This window comes from Sphingomonas sp. PL20 (assembly GCF_017875905.1).
Classification (GTDB): domain Bacteria; phylum Pseudomonadota; class Alphaproteobacteria; order Sphingomonadales; family Sphingomonadaceae; genus Sphingomonas; species Sphingomonas echinoides.
This window is the reverse complement of record NZ_JAGINH010000002.1, coordinates 2,026,863-2,044,396: the sequence shown is the minus strand read 5'-3', so window position 1 is coordinate 2,044,396 and position 17,534 is coordinate 2,026,863. Positions and strand designations below refer to the sequence as shown.

Here is a 17,534-nt window from a genome sequence, read left to right as displayed (position 1 = left end):
ATCTCGACCATGCCGCGACCACGCCGATGCGGCCTGCCGCGATTGCTGCGGTGGAGGCGGGGATGCGGGCCTGGGCCAATCCATCCTCGCCGCATGCCGAGGGCCGCGCGGCGCGCGCAAAGCTGGAGCAGGCGCGCGCGGCGATTGCCGCCGCTTATGGCTGGCCGGGCGAGACGATCCTGACCGGCGGCGCGAGCGAGTCGCTGGCGATCGCCTTGTCGAGGAGCGGCGCGGAGCGGCGGCTGATCTCGGCGGTGGAGCATGATGCGGTGATTCGCGCCGCGGCTGATGCTGGCGTGCTGCCGGTGGATGCGCAGGGGCTGCTCGATCTCGATGCGCTGGCGGCGCTACTGGCGGGGCCGCGCGCAATTGTGGCGGTGCAGTGGTGCAATAGCGAAACAGGCGTGCGGCAGCCGATTGCGGCGATTGCCGAACTGACCCACGCGGCGGGCGGCTTGCTGCTGGTCGATGCCGCGCAAATGCCCGCCGGGGCTGACCCAGAGGTGATCGAACACGCCGATTTCATCGCGATATCGGGGCATAAGCGCGGCGGGCCGATCGGGATTGGCGCGTTGCTGGTGCGCGACCTTGCAATGCTGACGCCAACGGGCGGGCAGGAACGCGGGTATCGCGCGGGGACCGAGAATATGCCCGCCGCGCTCGGCTTTGCGGCGGCTTTGGCGGAGCGGGAGGAGGTCGCGCGGCTGGTGCCGCTGCGGGCGCGGCTGGACGATGCGATTGCGCGCTCGGGCGGGGATGTCGTCGCCGCCGGAGCGCCGCGCCATCCGGCGATCGGGTCGTACCGGATGCCGGGGCTGGCCGCTGCGACGCAGCTCATCCGCTTCGACATGGCGGGGATTGCGGTGTCGGCGGGGAGTGCGTGCTCGTCGGGCAGCATGAAGCCGAGCCATGTGCTGGGCGCGATGGGATGGAACGTGGAGGCGTCGCGCGAGGTGGTCCGCGTGAGTTTCGGGCGCGACACCAGCGCGGCGGATGTCGAGCGCTTCATCACCGAATGGCGCACTGTCGCGCGTTCGGCCCGTGCGTTTGCGGCATGATCTATCTCGATTATCAGGCGACCACGCCGCTCGCCCCCGAAGCGCTCGACGCTATGCTGCCGTGGCTGCGCGATCAGCATGCCAATCCGCATTCGGCGCATGCCGCCGGGCGCAAGGCCAAGGCGCTGGTGGAAGTGGCGCGCGATCAGGTGGCGGCGCTGCTGCCGCCGGGCGGTACGCTCGCGTTCACCAGCGGCGCGACCGAGGCGCTCAACTGGGCGATCAAGGGGCTGGGCGGCCCGGTGGTGACGCTGGCGAGCGAACATGCCGCCGTGCTCGATACGGTCGCGGCGCTGCGCTCGGGCGGACAAGAGGTGACGGTGCTGCGGGTCGGGGGCGACGGGCTGGTCGATCTCGATCAGGCGCGCGCCGCGATCGTGCCGGGCACGAAACTGGTCGCGGCAATGCTGGTCAATAATGAGATTGGCGTGATCCAGCCGATCGCCGCGCTGGCCGAGATCGCGCATACGGCGGGCGCGCTTTTGCTGTGCGATGCAGTGCAGGGGTATGGGCGGGTCGACATTCCTGCCGCCTGCGATCTGGTCGCGGTGTCGGGGCACAAGATCTATGGGCCGAAGGGAATCGGCGCTTTGTGGGTGCGGGGCGGCATTACGCTCGCGCCGCTGCTGCATGGCGGCGGGCAGGAAGCGCTTGGGCGATCGGGCACGCTGTCCCCGGCCTTGTGCGCGGGGTTCGGGACGGCGGCGGCGCTGATGGCGGCGCGCGGCGCGGCGGACGCGGCGCATATCGAGCATTTGTGGACGCTGGCGACGCGGCGCCTCGGACCCGACTGGCAGATCAATGGCGCGCGCGACCGGCGCTATCGTGGCAATCTCAACATCCGGCGTGATAGTCTGGACGTGGCGCGGCTGATGTCCACCTTGCGCGACGTGGCGTTCTCGGCGGGATCGGCCTGCGCCAGCGGGTCGGGGCGGGCGAGCCATGTGCTGCGCGCGCTTGGCCTAAGCGAGGCGCAGGCGCGATCGAGCCTCCGCATCGGCTTCGGGCGTTATACCAGCGAGGCCGAATTGACCGACGCGATCGACCGCATCATGCTGGCCGCCGACGCGCAAAGGATTGCTGCATGACCCTGGTTCGTTTCATCGGCACCGACGGCACGATCCGCGAGGTGACCGCGCAGAGCGGCGCGCGGCTGCTGGAAGTGGCGCAGGCCGACGGTCAGCCGCTGGAGGGCACGTGCGAGGGGCAGATGGCATGTTCGACCTGCCATGTGATCGTCGCGGCGGACGATTTCGCCAAATTGCCGCCCGCGAGCGAGGATGAAGAGGATATGTTGGACCTGGCGGCGGGGGCGACGCGCACCAGTCGGCTGGCCTGCCAGATCTTGCTCGGGGACCGGTTGGAGCAGCTCACCGTGCGGATTCCGGGCGAAGTGCGGAACATGCAGGGCCGTTGATCATTTGCCTGTGGTGCCACCTCGGCACGATACAGGAGATGATCCCATGAAATTCGCAGCCCTGATCTCGGCGGGCCTGATCGCCGCTGCCGCCATGGCCCCCGCCAGCGCGAGCGCACAGGTCGAGCGCCAGCATGATCGCCGGGTCGAACGCACCGTCGTCCACACCGAGCGCAACCGTGGCTGGCGTCCGCACACCCGCAAAGTGTGCCGCACAGTCTATCGCCATCACCAGCGTATCCGCACCTGCCGGACGGTGCGCCGCTAAGCGCGGGTTCGACTTCGGTCGAGACAGGCTTGATCCTTTCGCCCGACCCCGCCATAGGCAGCGCGGGAGTCGGGCGGACGTGGTCGTCGCCAACCTGGTCAGATCCGGAAGGAAGCAGCCACAACGATTTCGCCGCGGGTCGTTCCGGCTCCCACCGCGCAGCGCGCATGTACGCAGCAAAGCTGCGCACAAGACGCGCCAGCGCGGCCGGCGGGCAAGGCCCGCCCGACGACCCGGCTTCGCCGGGGCGCTTCAAGCCATAGCGGGCGCAAACACCCGAAGGCGATGCCCATCGGGATCGATCGCAACGAAGGTGAGACCGAAACTCATCTCGGTCGGTGTTTGAAGGATGGTCACGCCGCGCCGCTGCCAGGCGTCGTACGTCGCCTCCACGGCCGCCGCGTCCGCAACGGCAAACGCGATTTCATTGGCACCGGATTGACCGCTGCTTTGCGGTTCGACCGTATCGCGCTCCCAAAGCCCCAACATGACGCCATCGCGCAACGGCAGCATCGAAAAACCCGGTCTCTGGTCGATAATCGGGATGCCGAGCAGCGTTGTGTAGAATGTTGCGCTGGCAGCAGGGTCCGCGACGTGTAGCAGCAGAAAGCTGAAATCGGGCATTGAAGGTCTCCTCGCATCGGCAGCGCGGCAATTGCGTGCCGGTAGGGACCTTTTACGACGTCATGCTGTCAGCTTATGTCAGCAGTCGATTCCCCACAGCGTTGTTCCTCGAGGACTATTGCTCGGGAATGCCGCGCAGCGTGCGCCATTCTTTGAGCATCGCGCCGCGTCGGCGTGGATAGCGACCGGCCGTCACGGCTAGCGTGGTGATTCGGTCGGTTCGGAAATGTCGATAGCCGCCGCGCAATTCGCACCACGCAACGACGACGCGCACGCGATCGTAAAACGCCAGCGCAAACGGCCAGATGGTACGCTGTGTGGCGCTGCCATGTTCGTCGGCATAGGCGATATGGAGCATCCGCTCGGACCGGATCGCCTGACGGATCGTGGGAAGTTCCGCGTCCCCGGCGGCGATTGGCGCGCCTGGCCCGATCAACAATCCTGAGGCATCGATGCCGTCCTTCAAATCGGGGGGTAACACTGCGCCGATCTTGGCAAGCACGTTGCGCGCGGCCTTGCCCAAAAGTCCGTCCGCGCGTTCCGAAACCCACCGCGATCCCAGCACCAATGCCTCGATCTCGTCCTCGGAAAACATGAGCGGCGGCAGCATGAAGCCCGGGCGAAGGACATAGCCTACGCCGGCTTCGCCGTCGATCTGCGCACCTTGGGCCTTCAAGGCATCGATGTCGCGATACACGGTACGCAGCGAGACACCGAGCTCCTCGGCCAGCGCCGCCCCCGCCACAGCGCGCCGATGGCGTCGCAAAAGCTGGATCAAGTCGAGCAGCCGCTGTGCGCGAGACATGCTGGTCCTTCGAATATGGTCGTCATGACCAATACTGCCATATTGTGGCAGTATCGATGGTGCGCGTTTTTGGCAACGGTCCTCGGGCACACTATCCCCTCGACAGGGTCCGGTCGGTCGGCAAGGCTGGTCCGACGAGACGGATTTGCCGGGCAAACTCTCGATCAATAGCCGCCCCGCTTGGGCCCAACGCATTGTAGAACAGCGACAAGCTGCTACCCAGGGGCGGGATCGGGACGAGACGGGGCAGGTGGGCGATGATGGGGCGAATGTGGGTGTGCGGGATTGCGGCATCGATCGCGGTTGCGCACAGCGCGATGGCGATTGCGCAAGCATCCCCACGCCAAATTCCGCCAGTCGCACAAAAGCAGCCCGCTGGCATGCCCGACGATTCGATCGTGGTGACAGGACGCAAAGCGCCCGATGCCGCGACGGTGCGGGCGTTGACCCAGGATGTGACGCCCGAAATCGCCTTCAGCCAGCCGATGGCGCGCTTTGCCGATCCGATCTGCCTGGCCACGGCTGGATTGCCGAGCGCGGCACTCGGCGCGATCGCCGACCGCTTGTTCGAGGACGCGCAACAGGCCGGGCTGACCCTGGCCGGGGAGCACTGCCGACCCAATGTCGTGTTGCTGTTCGTCGCGGACGGACAGGTTGAGATCGACGCGCTGGCCAAAAAGCGACCGCAGTTCTTTGGGGATCTTGACCTGCATGACTTTCGCAAGGTGCTCGCCGAGCCGGGGCCGGTTCACCTCGTCACCCGGACCGCGATCCGCAGCCGGGACGGCGAGCCGCTATATGAAGGCACCTTGGAGGTATCGACCGCGTCGCAGGCGGCACTGCCCTTTCGTCGGGATGTTGTGGCGTCGGTAATGCTGATCGATCGGGAAAAGGTGCAAGGGTTGAGCTTTGTCCAGATCGCCGATTATGCCGCGATGCGGATGCTGGCGCTCGCGCGAGCGAAGGTGCGCGCCGGGTCGGCAACGATCCTGACGCTGTTCGATGCCGGGCCGGCCGCGCCGCCTGCTGAACTGACGGATTTTGATCGCGGCTATTTGCGTGGGCTGTATTCCGGGGCCGCCAATGAGCGCGGCATCCTGAAGGTGGAGCGGATCGCGCGCGATATCATCAAGGCCACGCCGCAAACGCGCTGAGATGCCACCAACCCTTCGACACAGCGCCTCGCCCGCGCTAGACCGCGCATAATGTCCGACTCCCTCGATCTCCCCGCGTTCGACCTGGGCGAACCGCCCGCTCCGGCGAAGAGCGACGCGTACCGCGTGCTCGCGCGCAAATATCGGCCGCAGACCTTTGCCGAGCTGATCGGCCAGGATGCGATGGTCACCACGCTCGGCAATGCGATCCGGCGCGGGCGGCTGGCCCATGCCTTTTTGCTGACCGGCGTGCGCGGGGTCGGGAAGACCTCGACCGCGCGCCTGCTCGCCAAGGCGCTCAACTGCATCGGCCCGGACGGGCAGGGTGGGCCGACGATCAACCCGTGCGGCGTGTGCGAGCCGTGCGTCGGCATTGCCGAGGGGCGGCATATCGACGTGATCGAGATGGACGCCGCCAGCCATACCGGCGTCGACGACATGCGCGCGGTGATCGATGCCTCGCGGATGACGGCGTTCGTCGCGCGCTACAAAATCTACATCATCGACGAAGTCCACATGCTGTCGAAGAACGCCTTCAACGCGCTGCTGAAGACGCTGGAGGAACCGGCCGAGGGCGTGAAGTTCGTGCTGGCGACGACCGAGGTCAACAAGGTCCCGGTGACGGTGCTGTCGCGCTGCCAGCGCTTCGATTTGCGGCGCATTCCGGCGGAGTTGCTGGCCGAGCATTTCGCGCGCGTGGTCGCGGCCGAGGGGGTTGAGGCCGAGCCCGAGGCGCTCGGGCTGATCGCGCGGGCGGCGGAAGGGTCGGCGCGCGACGGGCTGTCGATCCTCGACCAGGCGATCGCCCATGCCGATATGGATGGCGGCGCGGTCAGCGCGGGCGCGGTGCGCGACATGCTCGGCCTGTCCGATCGCGGGGCGATCCGCGATTTGATGACGCTGTTGCTCGCGGGCGACGGGATCGGCGCATTGGCGGCGCTGCGGCGGCAATATGATTTGGGGGTCGATCCGCTCGGCGTGCTGCGCGGGCTGCTGGAGACCGTTCATGCCACCACCTTGGTCAAGCTCGGCGCGGCGCAGGAAGCCGGACAGGCGACCGAGGAGCGCGAGGCGTTGCTGGACTGGGCGTCCTCGCTGTCCTTCGCCGCATTGCACCGGCTGTGGCAATTGCTGCTCAAGGGCCATGACGAAGTTGCCCGCGCGGCGATGCCGATCGAAGCGTGCGAGATGGCGCTGCTGCGGCTGGTCCATGCCTCGACCTTGCCCGATCCGGGCGAGCTGGCGCGGATGATCAGCACTGGCGTGCCGCTCAACGCGGCGGCCCCGGCCCCCGCCGCAGCGGCGGCTCCGGCTGCCCCCGTGGCGAGCGCGGCGGCCGCGCTGGAGGAGGCAGACTTACCACGCTCGATCAGCCAGATCGTCGCCTTGCTCGAGGCTTCGGGCGAACTCGCTTTGGCGTCGCGCGTGGTGCATCACGCCAGCATTGTCAGCCTTGACGGCAGCGATCTGGTGCTGAGCTCGGCGCGCCCGATTTCGCCCGATCTGGTCGCAGAATTGGCGGTCACGCTGAAGCGCGTCACCGGGCGTGCCTGGAAAGTGACGACTGCGCCGACGCCGGGCGCGCCGACGGTGCGCGAGGCCGAAGCGGCGCAGCGCGAGGCGTTCAAGGCCGAGATTCTGGCAACGCCGGTGATCGCGGCGGCGCTGGAGGCGTTCCCCGACGCCGAGGTTCCGGAGAGTGAAATTGACCGCCTGCTGGCGGCGAAGCGGAGTATGACGGCATGAAGAGTATCGAAGACATCATGGCCATGGCGCAGAACGTCCAGGCCGAATTGACCAAGGCGCAGGACGGTCTCGACAAGATCGAAGTCGAAGGCGTGGCCGGTGGCGGGCTGGTCAAGGTGCGGGCGTCGGCCAAGGGGCGGATTATCGGCATCGAGATCGACGAATCGCTGCTGCAGCCGAGCGAGAAGCAGATGGTCGAGGATCTCGTCGTCGCCGCGTTCAACGATGCCAAAGCCAAGGCCGATGCGGCATCGGGCGCAGAAATGGCCAAGATGACCAGCGGCATCCCGCTGCCGCCGGGGTTCAAGCTGCCCTTCTGATCGGGGGGCGATAACGGAACGATCGCCCGTGCAACCCGTTCAACCCTGCAGATAAAAGCAGGAGGATAGCATGAGCGAGCAAGTAACCGAGACCCCGCACACCACTGTGATCGAACGTCGCAGCGGCGGCGGCGCAATCTTCATTGGCATTGTTCTGTTGATCGCGGTCGCAGTTGGCGCGTTCTATCTGTTCAACAAGAGCCAGAATGACAATGTGCGTACCGACGCGATCGCCGGTGCGGCAAAGGATGTGGGCGACAGCGCGAAGAAGGTCGGCGACAGCGCTTCGAAGGCGGCGGACGACGCGACCAAATAAGGTTTAGCGCAAGCAGCGGTCCAGCCCGTCGTTACGGACGACGCCCACCCGGCGGGTGATAGTGTTGCCGTGGCGGCGGGTGAATCCGCGTGGCGCGATCGCCGCGCGCTTCTTTGGGAGTGGCAGCACAGCGGCGATCCGGCCAGCTTCGTCAGGCGTCAGGTGGCTTGCGTCATGGCCGAAATAGCGCCGTGACGCAGCGTCGACGCCATACGTCCCAATGCCGGTCTCGGCGACATTGAGATAGACCTCCATAATCCGGCGCTTGCCCCAGATGTTTTCAATCAGGACGGTGAAATACGCCTCCAACGCTTTGCGCGCATAGCCGCCGCCCTGAATTAGAAAGACGTTCTTGGCGGTTTGTTGGCTGATGGTCGATCCGCCGCGAATGCGCCCACCGCTTGCATTGCGCAGATAAGCCGTTTCGATCGCGTGCAGATCAAACCCGTTATGCAGGCAGAAGCGCGAATCCTCGCCCGCAATCGCCGCACGCGCCATGTCGGGGTCGATCTTCGATAGCGGCCGCCAGGATTTGTCGATGCCGTGCCCGCCCAGCGCATCGCCGACCATGGTCAGCGTGATCGGCGGCGGCACGAAGCGGTAGAGCACCACCATGAAGATCGACACGATCACGAAAGCGATCACCGCGCGGAGCGCCCAGCCGACCACACGTCCGAGCAGGCCGCGTTTCGGACGAGGGCGCGCACGCGGGTTCAGTTCGGACTGTTGCACATGCGTTCCGACATTGGCGTTCCCTGGTCCCATGACATGCTCCCAACGCTTTGCGTAGCGCGGGAGCAGTGTCGAGGGAAGAAACGCTATGCGATCAGGCGGAGACCAGCATCCGGTTGTCGCCCGCGATGCGCATCATCGCCTTTTGCAGCTTCTCGAACGCGCGCACCTCGATCTGGCGGACGCGCTCGCGCGACACGCCATAGACCTGGCTCAGTTCCTCGAGCGTCTTGGGCTCGTCGGTCAGGCGGCGTTCGGTCAGGATGAACTTTTCGCGCTCGTTGAGGTCGTCCATCGCCGCAGTGAGCATTTCGTGGCGGACATCGGCTTCCTGCGCTTCGGCAACGACGCTGTCCTGCAAGGGTGAGTCGTCGGCGAGCCAATCCTGCCACTGGCCTTCGCCATCTTCGCGCATCGGCACGTTGAGCGAGGTATCGCCGCCCATCGCCATGCGGCGATTCATGCTGGTGACTTCGTCCTCGGTGACCCCCAGATCCTTGGCGATCTTGGCGAGATGCTCAGGCGACAGATCGCCATCCTCGAACGCGTCGAGCTTGGACTTCATCCGGCGCAGGTTGAAGAACAGCTTCTTCTGCGCGGCGGTGGTGCCCATTTTCACCAGGCTCCACGAGCGCAGGATGAATTCCTGGATCGAGGCACGGATCCACCACATCGCATAGGTCGCCAGGCGGAAGCCGCGATCGGCCTCGAACTTCTTAACGCCTTGCATCAGGCCGATATTGCCCTCGGAGATCAGCTCCGACACGGGCAGGCCATAACCGCGATAGCCCATCGCAATCTTCGCCACGAGGCGCAGATGCGAGGTGACCAATTGCGCGGCGGCGTCGGTGTCGCCATGCTCTTCGAAGCGCTTGGCAAGCATATATTCCTGCTCGGGCGCGAGGATCGGAAATTTCTTGATCTCCGACAGGTAGCGATTGAGGCTCGCCTCGCCGCCAAGGGCGGGGATCGTCGCGGGGACGTTGCTGCGGGCTGCCATGATCGTGTCTCCCTTTATCGAAGCTGGACCGTGCCAGAGGCACACGCCAGCCGAAACCTATACAAACAGTCTATAGAACAGTTCCTGCATGTCGGCAGGCATTTCGCTATCGAACGCCAAAGCGTTACTTGTCACCGGATGAATGAACCCCAAACGGGCGGCGTGCAACGCCTGACGCCGGAAACCCAAGGTTTCCAAAGTGGCTTTGTGGGCCTGCTTTGTTCTACCGTAAACCGGGTCGCCGAGCAAGGGGTGACCGAGCGAGGCCATATGCACGCGGACCTGGTGCGTCCGTCCGGTTTCCAGCCGACATTCGACCAGCGCGGCGTCGCGCAAGCGTTCGATCGTGGTGAAATGCGTGACCGCCCGTTTGCCGCCGGGGACAATCGCGATTTTCTTGCGGTTGGAGGGTGATCGCGCGAGCGGTGCGTCGACGGTTCCGGCAGGCGGGGCGGGCTGCCCCGACACGATCGCCTTATAGCGCCGGTCGATGCTGTGGTCGTGAAATTGCTTGGCCAGGCCCTCATGCGCGCGGTCGGTCTTGGCCGCGACCATCAGGCCTGACGTGTCCTTGTCGATACGGTGGACGATCCCGGGCCGCGCCACGCCGCCAATCCCCGAGAGATTGCCCGCGCAGTGGTGGAGCAGCGCGTTGACCAAGGTGCCGTCGGCATTCCCCGCCGCCGGATGGACGACCAACCCCGCCTGTTTGTCGATCACGATCAGTTCGTTATCCTCGAACACGACGTTGAGCGCGATGTCCTGCGCGGCGTTATGCGAGGGCGTGGGGGCGGGGACGGCGACCAGATACAGGCCCCCGGCAATCGCCTTGCCCGATGGATCATTGGCGACATGCCCGCGCGGATCGGTAACGGCCCCGCTTGCGATCAACGCCTTCAGCCGTTCGCGCGAGACATCCGGCAGCGCATCGGCCAGCGCGCGGTCGAGGCGCAGCCCCTGCGCGGTCGCGGAAACCCGCGCTTCAAGAGTGGCCACCCCCCGGTTCATGGACTAGAATCTGGGCATGACGTTGGAGATTTCAAGCACTCTGTTGGCGGGACTGCTAAACGAAGCCGCAAATACGCCGGAGGTGGAGGTGTGCGGCCTGCTGTTCGGCACGGCGGAGCGGCTGGAAGCGGTGCGTGCCTGTCGCAACGTCGCGGCGGAGCCCGCCCACGCCTTCGAGATCGACCCCGCTGCCCTTATCGCGGCGCATCGCGCGGCGCGCGACGGTGGTCCTGCGTTGCTCGGATACTATCACTCGCACCCCAATGGGGTCGCAACACCCTCGGCGCGCGACGCGGCCGCCGCCGCACCCGATGGGACGCTGTGGATCATCATCGCGGGGCAGACCGTCGCCTGTTATCGCGCCGTTTGCGAGGGCGCGCATGCCGGGCGGTTCGACGCCGTGCCGTATCGGATCGAGGAAGTCTGACACCAATAGGGATGCAGTGGGTTGCTTCCTCCGCCGTGCATCGCCAGAAGAGCGATCAAGTCATGATCCGAAAGCCAAACAACCAATGACGATCAGCGCCGCCGATTTCGCAAGCCTGCTGTGCTCGCGCCTGTGCCACGATTTGCTGAGCCCGGTGGGCGCACTCAATAACGGACTGGAACTGCTCGCCGATGAGCATGACCCGGAAATGCGCGCGCGCTGCCTGGAACTGCTGAGCGACAGCGCCAAGGCGTCCGCCAACAAGCTGAAATTCTTCCGGCTCGCTTTTGGTGCCGCCGGGGGATTCGGCGAATCGGTCGATTCGCGCGAAGCGCGCGCGGCGATCGAGGGGCTGTTCGGCGACGGACACAAGGTCAAGCTCGGCTGGCTGGTCGAGGATGCGACGCTGCCCAAGCCGGCCATCAAGGTATTGCTCAACCTCGCGCTGATCGCGGGCGATGCGCTGGTGCGCGGCGGACAACTCGATGTCGGCGCGGAAAGCAATGATGGTCAGGTCGAAATCGTAGTCCGCGCCGATGGCCCGCGCATCGTGCTCGATGCCGAAATGCGCGCGGCCTTGACCGGAACGCAGGGCGAAGCCGTTATCACCCCGCGGGCGGCCGCCGCGTATCTTGTGCAGGCGTTGGTCGCCGAGGGCGGCGGGATCGTCCAGGTTTCCGACCCCGAGGATTCGGTGCTGTTGTTCGGCGCGGCCTTCAAGGCAGGCTAACTCTGCCTTAACCACTGTTCGGCCATGACCGCGTGCAGCGCTACGCGGGGGCCCATGGACGATCTCTTACAGGAATTCATCGCCGAGACGCGTGAGACGCTCGAAGCGCTCTCGGGCGAAATCGTCGCATGGGAATCCGCGCCGGACGATCGCGACCGGCTCGATGCGATCTTTCGCTTCGTCCATACGGTGAAAGGCAGCTGCGGTTTTCTCGATCTGCCGCGCCTCGCGCGACTGAGCCATGCCGCCGAAGACGTCCTGGCGGCGGTGCGATCGGGCGAGCGCGCGCCCGATACCCGGCTTGTCAACGCCGTGTTGGCGATTGTCGACCGGATTGGCGAGATCGTCGAGGCGATCGATGCCGGCCATGCCCTTGACGATTCGGGCGAAGACCTGCTGATCGCAGCGCTGGATACGGGTGCCGAAATGGCGGTGCCCCAGGCGGTGTCGGCACCGCGCTCCCCCAGCCGCAGTGTCCGCCTCAACGTCGATTTGCTCGACCGGATGATGAGCGGCATGTCCGACATGGTGCTGGCGCGCAACGAACTGGCGCGGCGCGTGCGCGATGGAGGGGCCGACCCGGTCGTCGAGGCCGCGCTCGAGCGGCTCTCGCTGACCGTCGCCGAGATGCGCGACACGGTCACGCGGACGCGCATGCAGAAGATCGACGCTTTGTTCTCCGCGCTGCCGCGCATGGTGCGCGATACCGCGACCGAACTCGGCAAATCGGTGACGCTGCATATTGAGGGCAGCGACGTCGAGCTTGACCGCGAGATGATCGAGATGATGCGCGATCCGCTCGTTCACATCATCCGCAATTCGATTGACCACGGCATCGAAGCCCCGGCGTTGCGCCGCGCGCTGGGCAAGCGTGAGAATGGCTGGCTCAACGTGGCGGCGCGGCAATCGGGCAACCAGATCGTCATCGAGATCAGCGACGATGGTCAGGGGGTCGATACCGATCGGCTCGTCGCGAAGGTCGCGAGCGCAGGGCTGCGCAGCGACGCGCAATTGCGCGGCATGAGCGAGCAGGCAAAGCTCGATCTGATTTTCGAACCCGGCCTTTCGACCAAGGACATGGCCACCGCCATTTCCGGCCGCGGCGTCGGGATGGACGTGGTGCGCGCCAATGTGGAGCAGATTGGCGGGCGGATCGAATTGCACAATGCGCCCGGCAAGGGCCTGCGAATCTCCATCCATGTGCCGCTTACGCTCTCAATCATGTCCACCATCGGCGTTGGTGTACGCGACCAGCGCTTTGCCATCTCGCGCCAGGTGATCGAGGAAATCGTCCGCGTCGGTGGCGATATGATCCGCATCGATCGCATCGGCGACACGTTGAGCGCAACGGTGCGCGACCGGCGCATGCCGTTGATCGACCTTGGCGATTTGCTCGGCTTCGGGCCGCGGTCGCCAGTGATGCTGGCGATCGTCAGCGCATCGGGCGGCAGCTACGCGCTGGCGGTCGATTCGGTGCTCGATCATGAGGAACTGGTCATCAAGCCGGCCGCGCCGGCCATCATGGCGACGGGGGTCTATGCCGGACAGACGCTGCCCGATAGCGGGCTGCCAATGCTGATGCTCGATTGCGCCGGTATCGCGCATGTTGCGGGCCTGGTGTTCGGGCGTGAGGCGATGGTTGAAGAGATCGAGGCGGAGGCCGTGGTCCCCGGCGTGCAGGCGCTGTTGTTCGACGATCTCGACGGGGTGCGCAGGGTGCTGCCACTGTCGGTGATCGATCGCGTCGAGCCCGTTTCCGCTTCCGCAATCCGCTTTTCGGCGGGCCGATTGCGCTTGTCGGTTGAGGGCGGGATCATCCCGCTCGTCGCCTTGGGCGAATGGGCCCCGCAATCGACGGTGTCGGTCGTGCGGCTGCGCGATGGCTCGGTCGAGATCGGTTACGCGATTGGCGAAGCGATCGATATCGTTGAACTCCCGGAAACCGTTGTCCCGGCGCACGATGCCGGGCCGATCGCGGGTGTCGTGGCGATCGATGGCGATCAGATTGAAGTGATCGACCTGCACTGGCTGTTTGCGAGCCACGCCGATGCCGGCACCGTCAGCGATGCGCCGCTGTGCCTGTTCGATGGCCCCGAAACCGCCTGGATGACGACCTTCCTGAAACCCGTGCTGGAAGGCGCTGGGTATCGCGTGGCGACCATGCTGCGACCGGGCGAGACGCCGCGCGTGGTGGTGCGGATGAGCGACGATCCGACCGGGAGCGCCGCGACGGTTCCCGTCGTGCGCCTGCGCCGCGACGCCGACGGCGATGACGGCAGCATTTTCCGCTATGACCGGCCAGCGCTGCTGGCGGCGGTCGCGCGCTCGACGGGAGGTCGATAATGGCGTTGTTCCTGATCGCACAAATCGCCGGGCGGCCCGTGGCGATCGAATCCAGCCAGGTCGAGTCGGTCGTGGACATCGGCAGCATCATCCCGGTCCCGCGCGCGGAACGTCAGGTGCGCGGCCTTGCCGCCTTGCGCAGCCGCGTCGTCACCGTCATCGACACGCGTGCGGCGCTGGGGCTGGAAGCGGCAGAGGTCGATGCGAGCCGCGCCATCATCACCATCGTCGAAGGCCATTATTACGCCATTCTCGTCGATGCGCTGGATGACGTCGCCCCCTTCGACCTTACGCCGCTATCGGCCGGCATCCTGTTGGATAAGGGGTGGCTGAAGGTCGGGCGCGGCATTGTCGAGCGCGATGGCGAGCCGATCCTTGCGATCGCGCTCGACGGCTTGATCCCGGGCGCGCTCGCGCTGGCCGCGTAAAAACCTCCAGATTAACGCGACGCTTACGCATTTCGGGCAGGGTTGCCCCAAGCGGACTTTAACAGGGTGAATTCATGAAGACGTGCCTCGTCGTCGACGATTCGAAGGTGATCCGCAAGGTCGCGCGCCACATCCTGGAGACGCTCAACTTTCGCGTGAGCGAAGCGGGGGACGGTCGCGAGGCGCTGGACGCCTGTCTGGTGTCGGCACCCGATGTGGTCCTGCTCGATTGGAACATGCCCGTGATGAGCGGCATGGATTTTCTGCGCGCGCTGCGCGACAGCGCCATCCCGACCCGGCCCAAGGTGGTGTTCTGCACCACCGAGAACGGCATGGCGCATATCCGCGCCGCGATCGAGGCGGGGGCGGACGAATATGTCATGAAGCCGTTCGACCGCGAGACGCTGGAAAGCAAACTTCAGATCGTGGGCATGGCCTGACGGGTCTGTCCCATGCGCACCCGCCCCGCACCAAAGCCGAAGCCGGCAAGGATTGGTGATCCGCGCCCGCTCGTCCTGATCGTCGACGATTCGGCGGTCGCGCGCGCCGTTATTGCGCGCGCGGTTGAAAGCGATGGGCGTTTCCTTGTCGCCGGTGCCGTCTCCAGTGCGGCAGTGGCGCTGGAATTCGTCAAGCATACCCGTGTCGATGGCATCGTGCTCGATCTCGAAATGCCGGGAGTCTCGGGCTTGGCGGCCTTGCCGGGGCTGATCGCGGCCGGGCAGGGGGCCAAGGTCCTGATCGTATCCTCGGCAGCCAGCGAGGGGGCTGCGGCCACGGTCGAGGCGCTCGCCCTGGGCGCGGCGGATACGCTGGTGAAGCCCGATATCGGCGAGTTTGCCGGGCGCTTCTCGATCGCGCTCAACGAGAAATTGACTCGCTTGCTCACGACCGACGATGCCCAGGCGTTGCCCCCGCGCTCGGGTGCGGGAGTCGGAGAGCCGGGGGTGGCCCCTGGCTTTGACGTTGTCGCGATCGGGGCATCGACTGGCGGTATTCACGCGCTCAGCCTGTTGCTGCGCGAAATTCCCAAGGATTTTACCGTTCCGATTTTGATTACGCAGCATTTGCCCGAATCGTTCATGCCGTATTTCGCGGCGCAGATTGCCGTGCTGGCCAATCGGCCGTGCGACGTCGCGACCGATTGTATGCGGATCCGCCCCGGGCGCGTGATCGTTGCGCCGGGAAATGCCCATATCCGGGTGGTCAGCACCGGCGATGGCGGCGCGATCCGCTTGACTGCCGATCCCGCGAAAAGCGGCTGTATGCCATCGGTCGATCCGATGTTTGAGAGTTTGGCGGAGGTCTATGGGTCGCGTGTGCTTGGCGTCGTGTTGAGCGGTATGGGCCGCGATGGAAGCGATGGGGCCCGCAGCGTACAAAGCCATGGCGGAACCGTCGTGGTGCAGGACCGCGAGAGCTCGGTGGTGTGGGGGATGCCCGGCGCGATCGCCAATACGGGCGGGGCCAGCGCGGTGTTGCCACCCCGGGAGATCGGTCGCTTGATCGCGGCGCGGCGGCGTCCGGCATGAGCGCGCCCAGCCTTGATTTGGCCCCGGCGCGCGGTTTGCTTCCGCGCGCGTCCTCAAAAGGCACGATGGGCGTGCTGACCGCGATTTTGGAGGCGCGGACCGGGCAGCAGCTTGCCGCCAATCGCGAATGGCGCGTGGAGACGGTGTTGAAACCGGTGCTGCGCGACCTTGGTCTTGAAACCCTCGACGCGCTCGCAACTGCGGCGCAGCACTCGACTGCGATCGGTGACCGGGTCGCCGACGCGTTGCTCAACCAGGAAAGCTCGTTTTTCCGGGACGCGGCCGTGTTCGAGATGGTGGCCGATGCGGTCGACAGTCTCCGCGCGACCAAACTCAACCGTCGACCGCGTGTTTGGTCGGCGGGGTGTTCGTTCGGGCAGGAGCCGCTCTCGCTGGCCATGTTGTTCGCCGAGCGTGGGGCCGATCAGCACGATTTGCCGCCCGAAATCATCGCATCCGACGTGTCGGAGGCGGCGCTGGCGCGCGCCCGCAGCGGTCGCTATTCGCAATTCGAGATCCAGCGCGGCTTGCCGATACGGCGCATGGTGCGGTGGTTCGATGGCGACGGCGTGGACTGGGTCGCCAAGACCGAGCTGGTGCGGCGGATCAACTACCGACGGCTCAACCTGGTCACCGATCCGCCGCCGGTCGGCCGCTTCGATGTCATCCTGTGCCGCAATGTCTTGCTGTATCTGACGATTGAACTGCGCCGGCAGATTCTTGACCGGTTGGCGACGGTCCTGCGTCCGGGCGGCGTGCTGGTGCTGGGCGCGGGCGAAACGGTGATCGGCCAGACCGAGGCCTTCCGGCCGAGCGCGCGCTATCGTGGCCTGTACGAACCGGCGGTGCGGGAGGGGTAATCGCCCACCAGGCTTCCTAACGCGCCGCGTCCGTGCTTAAGCGGTGTTTCGGCTCGCGGGGAGGGACCATGACCATCATCGATACGCCGTCGCCCAATTACGACGAACGCACGCTGCCCGTCTCGATGATTGTGTTGCATTACACCGGCATGCAGACAGCGCAGGCGGCGATTGACCGGCTGCGCGACCCGGACGCGAAGGTCTCTGCACATTATCTGATCGCCGAAGACGGCACGATTTTGCGCATGGTGGACGAAGAAAAGCGCGCCTGGCATGCTGGAAAGTCGCGCTGGCGCGGCATCGAGGACGTCAATTCGGCCAGCATCGGGATCGAGATCGTCAATCCGGGCCATGAATTCGGTTATCGCCCGTTCCTGGAGGAGCAGATCGACGCGCTCATTCCGCTGGTCGCCGATATCACCGCGCGCCACGGCATTACGCGCGGCAATGTGGTCGGCCATTCCGACATTGCACCGACGCGCAAGCAGGATCCGGGCGAGCTGTTCCCGTGGAACCGCCTCGCCAAATTGCGGCTCGCTTTGCCGCGCCCGACCAAGAATCTGATGGACCCTTTGTGGAGCGATGCGGGCTTCCTGATCGCGCTCGAACGCTTCGGCTATGATGTCAGCGACAAGCTCGCCGCCATCGTCGCGTTCCAGCGCCGCTTTCGTCCCGAATTGCTCGACGGGGTGATTGACGGCGAGTGCCGCAGCATCCTGCTTGCGCTGCTGTTGCCAAAGCCGACCGGAGACGACTAAGGCCAGTG

21 protein-coding genes and 1 other RNA gene are annotated in these 17,534 nt (G+C 65.8%); 17 read left to right on the top strand and 5 right to left on the bottom strand.

Annotated elements, in window-relative coordinates; translation table 11 throughout:
- The first annotated feature begins 26 nt into the window (after positions 1–26).
- From H4W01_RS09455 to ffs, 5 genes are all read left to right on the top strand, one after another.
- A complete protein-coding gene (locus H4W01_RS09455) occupies positions 27–1,058 on the top strand; it encodes a cysteine desulfurase family protein (RefSeq protein ID WP_435804099.1) in 1,032 nt (343 codons plus the stop codon).
- Positions 1,055–2,146, top strand: a complete 1,092-nt coding sequence (locus tag H4W01_RS09450) for a cysteine desulfurase family protein (RefSeq protein ID WP_209610808.1) — start codon at positions 1,055–1,057, stop codon at positions 2,144–2,146. The genes H4W01_RS09455 and H4W01_RS09450 overlap by 4 nt, the downstream gene beginning before the upstream one ends.
- Positions 2,143–2,475, top strand: coding sequence for a 2Fe-2S iron-sulfur cluster-binding protein (locus tag H4W01_RS09445; protein ID WP_209610807.1), 333 nt, complete (start codon positions 2,143–2,145; stop codon positions 2,473–2,475). Before H4W01_RS09450 ends, H4W01_RS09445 begins: the two co-directional genes overlap by 4 nt.
- A gap of 46 nt (positions 2,476–2,521) precedes the next feature.
- Positions 2,522–2,743, top strand: a complete 222-nt coding sequence (locus H4W01_RS09440; RefSeq protein ID WP_102673102.1) for a hypothetical protein — start codon at positions 2,522–2,524, stop codon at positions 2,741–2,743.
- A gap of 61 nt (positions 2,744–2,804) precedes the next feature.
- An RNA gene (ffs, locus tag H4W01_RS09435) (signal recognition particle sRNA small type) lies at positions 2,805–2,902 on the top strand.
- 93 nt (positions 2,903–2,995) lie between these two features.
- Here the strand turns inward: ffs and H4W01_RS09430 are convergent.
- Together H4W01_RS09430 and H4W01_RS09425 are read right to left on the bottom strand one after the other, a co-directional pair.
- Positions 2,996–3,367, bottom strand: coding sequence for a VOC family protein (locus H4W01_RS09430; protein ID WP_209610806.1), 372 nt, complete (start codon positions 3,365–3,367; stop codon positions 2,996–2,998).
- Between the two features lie 115 nt (positions 3,368–3,482).
- Complete coding sequence (locus H4W01_RS09425) at positions 3,483–4,172, bottom strand: helix-turn-helix transcriptional regulator (RefSeq protein WP_209610805.1); 690 nt, start codon at positions 4,170–4,172, stop codon at positions 3,483–3,485.
- A gap of 257 nt (positions 4,173–4,429) precedes the next feature.
- Between H4W01_RS09425 and H4W01_RS09420 the strand changes: the two genes are divergently transcribed.
- The 4 genes from H4W01_RS09420 (at position 4,430) to H4W01_RS09405 (ending at position 7,708) form a co-directional block, all read left to right on the top strand.
- Positions 4,430–5,326, top strand: a complete 897-nt coding sequence (locus H4W01_RS09420) for a hypothetical protein (protein WP_209610804.1) — start codon at positions 4,430–4,432, stop codon at positions 5,324–5,326.
- Positions 5,327–5,377: 51 nt separating this feature from the next.
- The gene (locus H4W01_RS09415) at positions 5,378–7,072 is read left to right on the top strand and encodes a DNA polymerase III subunit gamma/tau (protein WP_209610803.1); all 1,695 of its coding nucleotides are present in this window, start codon (positions 5,378–5,380) and stop codon (positions 7,070–7,072) included.
- Positions 7,069–7,392: a YbaB/EbfC family nucleoid-associated protein gene (locus H4W01_RS09410; RefSeq protein WP_010402936.1), complete on the top strand. Its 324-nt coding sequence runs from the start codon at positions 7,069–7,071 to the stop codon at positions 7,390–7,392. Before H4W01_RS09415 ends, H4W01_RS09410 begins: the two co-directional genes overlap by 4 nt.
- Before the next feature lie 70 nt (positions 7,393–7,462).
- The gene (locus H4W01_RS09405; RefSeq protein ID WP_209610802.1) at positions 7,463–7,708 is read left to right on the top strand and encodes a hypothetical protein; all 246 of its coding nucleotides are present in this window, start codon (positions 7,463–7,465) and stop codon (positions 7,706–7,708) included.
- Positions 7,709–7,711: 3 nt separating this feature from the next.
- Here H4W01_RS09405 and mtgA read toward each other — a convergent pair whose 3' ends face one another.
- The 3 genes from mtgA to H4W01_RS09390 form a co-directional block, all read right to left on the bottom strand.
- On the bottom strand, positions 7,712–8,473 hold the full coding sequence (gene mtgA / locus H4W01_RS09400) for a monofunctional biosynthetic peptidoglycan transglycosylase (RefSeq protein WP_334685214.1): 762 nt from the start codon (positions 8,471–8,473) through the stop codon (positions 7,712–7,714).
- 61 nt (positions 8,474–8,534) lie between these two features.
- Positions 8,535–9,440, bottom strand: coding sequence for an RNA polymerase sigma factor RpoH (rpoH, locus tag H4W01_RS09395; protein ID WP_010402933.1), 906 nt, complete (start codon positions 9,438–9,440; stop codon positions 8,535–8,537).
- A 57-nt stretch (positions 9,441–9,497) separates the two neighbouring features.
- Positions 9,498–10,448 carry an RluA family pseudouridine synthase gene (locus H4W01_RS09390; protein WP_209610801.1) on the bottom strand — a complete coding sequence of 317 codons (951 nt, stop codon included), beginning with the start codon at positions 10,446–10,448 and terminating at the stop codon, positions 9,498–9,500.
- 16 nt (positions 10,449–10,464) lie between these two features.
- On the opposite strand from H4W01_RS09390, the gene H4W01_RS09385 reads away from it, so the two are divergent.
- From H4W01_RS09385 to H4W01_RS09350, 8 genes are all read left to right on the top strand, one after another.
- Positions 10,465–10,875 (top strand): Mov34/MPN/PAD-1 family protein, encoded by a 411-nt coding sequence (locus H4W01_RS09385; RefSeq protein ID WP_209610800.1) that lies wholly within the window; start codon positions 10,465–10,467, stop codon positions 10,873–10,875.
- Between the two features lie 85 nt (positions 10,876–10,960).
- Entirely contained in the window at positions 10,961–11,605 is a 645-nt protein-coding gene (locus H4W01_RS09380) for a histidine phosphotransferase family protein (protein ID WP_010402929.1), read from the top strand.
- Positions 11,606–11,659: 54 nt separating this feature from the next.
- A complete protein-coding gene (locus H4W01_RS09375) occupies positions 11,660–13,948 on the top strand; it encodes a chemotaxis protein CheA (protein ID WP_209610799.1) in 2,289 nt (762 codons plus the stop codon).
- Positions 13,948–14,376 (top strand): chemotaxis protein CheW, encoded by a 429-nt coding sequence (locus H4W01_RS09370; RefSeq protein ID WP_209610798.1) that lies wholly within the window; start codon positions 13,948–13,950, stop codon positions 14,374–14,376. The genes H4W01_RS09375 and H4W01_RS09370 overlap by 1 nt, the downstream gene beginning before the upstream one ends.
- A gap of 74 nt (positions 14,377–14,450) precedes the next feature.
- Positions 14,451–14,816 (top strand): response regulator, encoded by a 366-nt coding sequence (locus H4W01_RS09365; RefSeq protein ID WP_010402926.1) that lies wholly within the window; start codon positions 14,451–14,453, stop codon positions 14,814–14,816.
- A gap of 12 nt (positions 14,817–14,828) precedes the next feature.
- The gene (locus H4W01_RS09360; protein WP_209610797.1) at positions 14,829–15,908 is read left to right on the top strand and encodes a chemotaxis protein CheB; all 1,080 of its coding nucleotides are present in this window, start codon (positions 14,829–14,831) and stop codon (positions 15,906–15,908) included.
- Between the two features lie 65 nt (positions 15,909–15,973).
- On the top strand, positions 15,974–16,768 hold the full coding sequence (locus H4W01_RS09355) for a CheR family methyltransferase (RefSeq protein WP_010402922.1): 795 nt from the start codon (positions 15,974–15,976) through the stop codon (positions 16,766–16,768).
- A 68-nt stretch (positions 16,769–16,836) separates the two neighbouring features.
- Positions 16,837–17,526 (top strand): N-acetylmuramoyl-L-alanine amidase, encoded by a 690-nt coding sequence (locus H4W01_RS09350; protein ID WP_209610796.1) that lies wholly within the window; start codon positions 16,837–16,839, stop codon positions 17,524–17,526.
- Positions 17,527–17,534 lie beyond the last annotated feature (8 nt).

What these genes read in the sequence shown, in the direction of transcription:
- H4W01_RS09455 (WP_435804099.1), top strand. Translation starts at nt 27, where the DNA reads ATGCGGCCTGCCGCGATTGCTGCGGTGGAGGCGGGGATGCGGGCCTGG.
- H4W01_RS09450 (WP_209610808.1), top strand. Translation starts at nt 1,055, where the DNA reads ATGATCTATCTCGATTATCAGGCGACCACGCCGCTCGCCCCCGAAGCG.
- H4W01_RS09445 (WP_209610807.1), top strand. Translation starts at nt 2,143, where the DNA reads ATGACCCTGGTTCGTTTCATCGGCACCGACGGCACGATCCGCGAGGTG.
- H4W01_RS09440 (WP_102673102.1), top strand. Translation starts at nt 2,522, where the DNA reads ATGAAATTCGCAGCCCTGATCTCGGCGGGCCTGATCGCCGCTGCCGCC.
- H4W01_RS09430 (WP_209610806.1), bottom strand. Translation starts at nt 3,367, where the DNA reads ATGCCCGATTTCAGCTTTCTGCTGCTACACGTCGCGGACCCTGCTGCC.
- H4W01_RS09425 (WP_209610805.1), bottom strand. Translation starts at nt 4,172, where the DNA reads ATGTCTCGCGCACAGCGGCTGCTCGACTTGATCCAGCTTTTGCGACGC.
- H4W01_RS09420 (WP_209610804.1), top strand. Translation starts at nt 4,430, where the DNA reads ATGATGGGGCGAATGTGGGTGTGCGGGATTGCGGCATCGATCGCGGTT.
- H4W01_RS09415 (WP_209610803.1), top strand. Translation starts at nt 5,378, where the DNA reads ATGTCCGACTCCCTCGATCTCCCCGCGTTCGACCTGGGCGAACCGCCC.
- H4W01_RS09410 (WP_010402936.1), top strand. Translation starts at nt 7,069, where the DNA reads ATGAAGAGTATCGAAGACATCATGGCCATGGCGCAGAACGTCCAGGCC.
- H4W01_RS09405 (WP_209610802.1), top strand. Translation starts at nt 7,463, where the DNA reads ATGAGCGAGCAAGTAACCGAGACCCCGCACACCACTGTGATCGAACGT.
- mtgA (WP_334685214.1), bottom strand. Translation starts at nt 8,473, where the DNA reads ATGGGACCAGGGAACGCCAATGTCGGAACGCATGTGCAACAGTCCGAA.
- rpoH (WP_010402933.1), bottom strand. Translation starts at nt 9,440, where the DNA reads ATGGCAGCCCGCAGCAACGTCCCCGCGACGATCCCCGCCCTTGGCGGC.
- H4W01_RS09390 (WP_209610801.1), bottom strand. Translation starts at nt 10,448, where the DNA reads ATGAACCGGGGGGTGGCCACTCTTGAAGCGCGGGTTTCCGCGACCGCG.
- H4W01_RS09385 (WP_209610800.1), top strand. Translation starts at nt 10,465, where the DNA reads ATGACGTTGGAGATTTCAAGCACTCTGTTGGCGGGACTGCTAAACGAA.
- H4W01_RS09380 (WP_010402929.1), top strand. Translation starts at nt 10,961, where the DNA reads ATGACGATCAGCGCCGCCGATTTCGCAAGCCTGCTGTGCTCGCGCCTG.
- H4W01_RS09375 (WP_209610799.1), top strand. Translation starts at nt 11,660, where the DNA reads ATGGACGATCTCTTACAGGAATTCATCGCCGAGACGCGTGAGACGCTC.
- H4W01_RS09370 (WP_209610798.1), top strand. Translation starts at nt 13,948, where the DNA reads ATGGCGTTGTTCCTGATCGCACAAATCGCCGGGCGGCCCGTGGCGATC.
- H4W01_RS09365 (WP_010402926.1), top strand. Translation starts at nt 14,451, where the DNA reads ATGAAGACGTGCCTCGTCGTCGACGATTCGAAGGTGATCCGCAAGGTC.
- H4W01_RS09360 (WP_209610797.1), top strand. Translation starts at nt 14,829, where the DNA reads ATGCGCACCCGCCCCGCACCAAAGCCGAAGCCGGCAAGGATTGGTGAT.
- H4W01_RS09355 (WP_010402922.1), top strand. Translation starts at nt 15,974, where the DNA reads ATGGGCGTGCTGACCGCGATTTTGGAGGCGCGGACCGGGCAGCAGCTT.
- H4W01_RS09350 (WP_209610796.1), top strand. Translation starts at nt 16,837, where the DNA reads ATGACCATCATCGATACGCCGTCGCCCAATTACGACGAACGCACGCTG.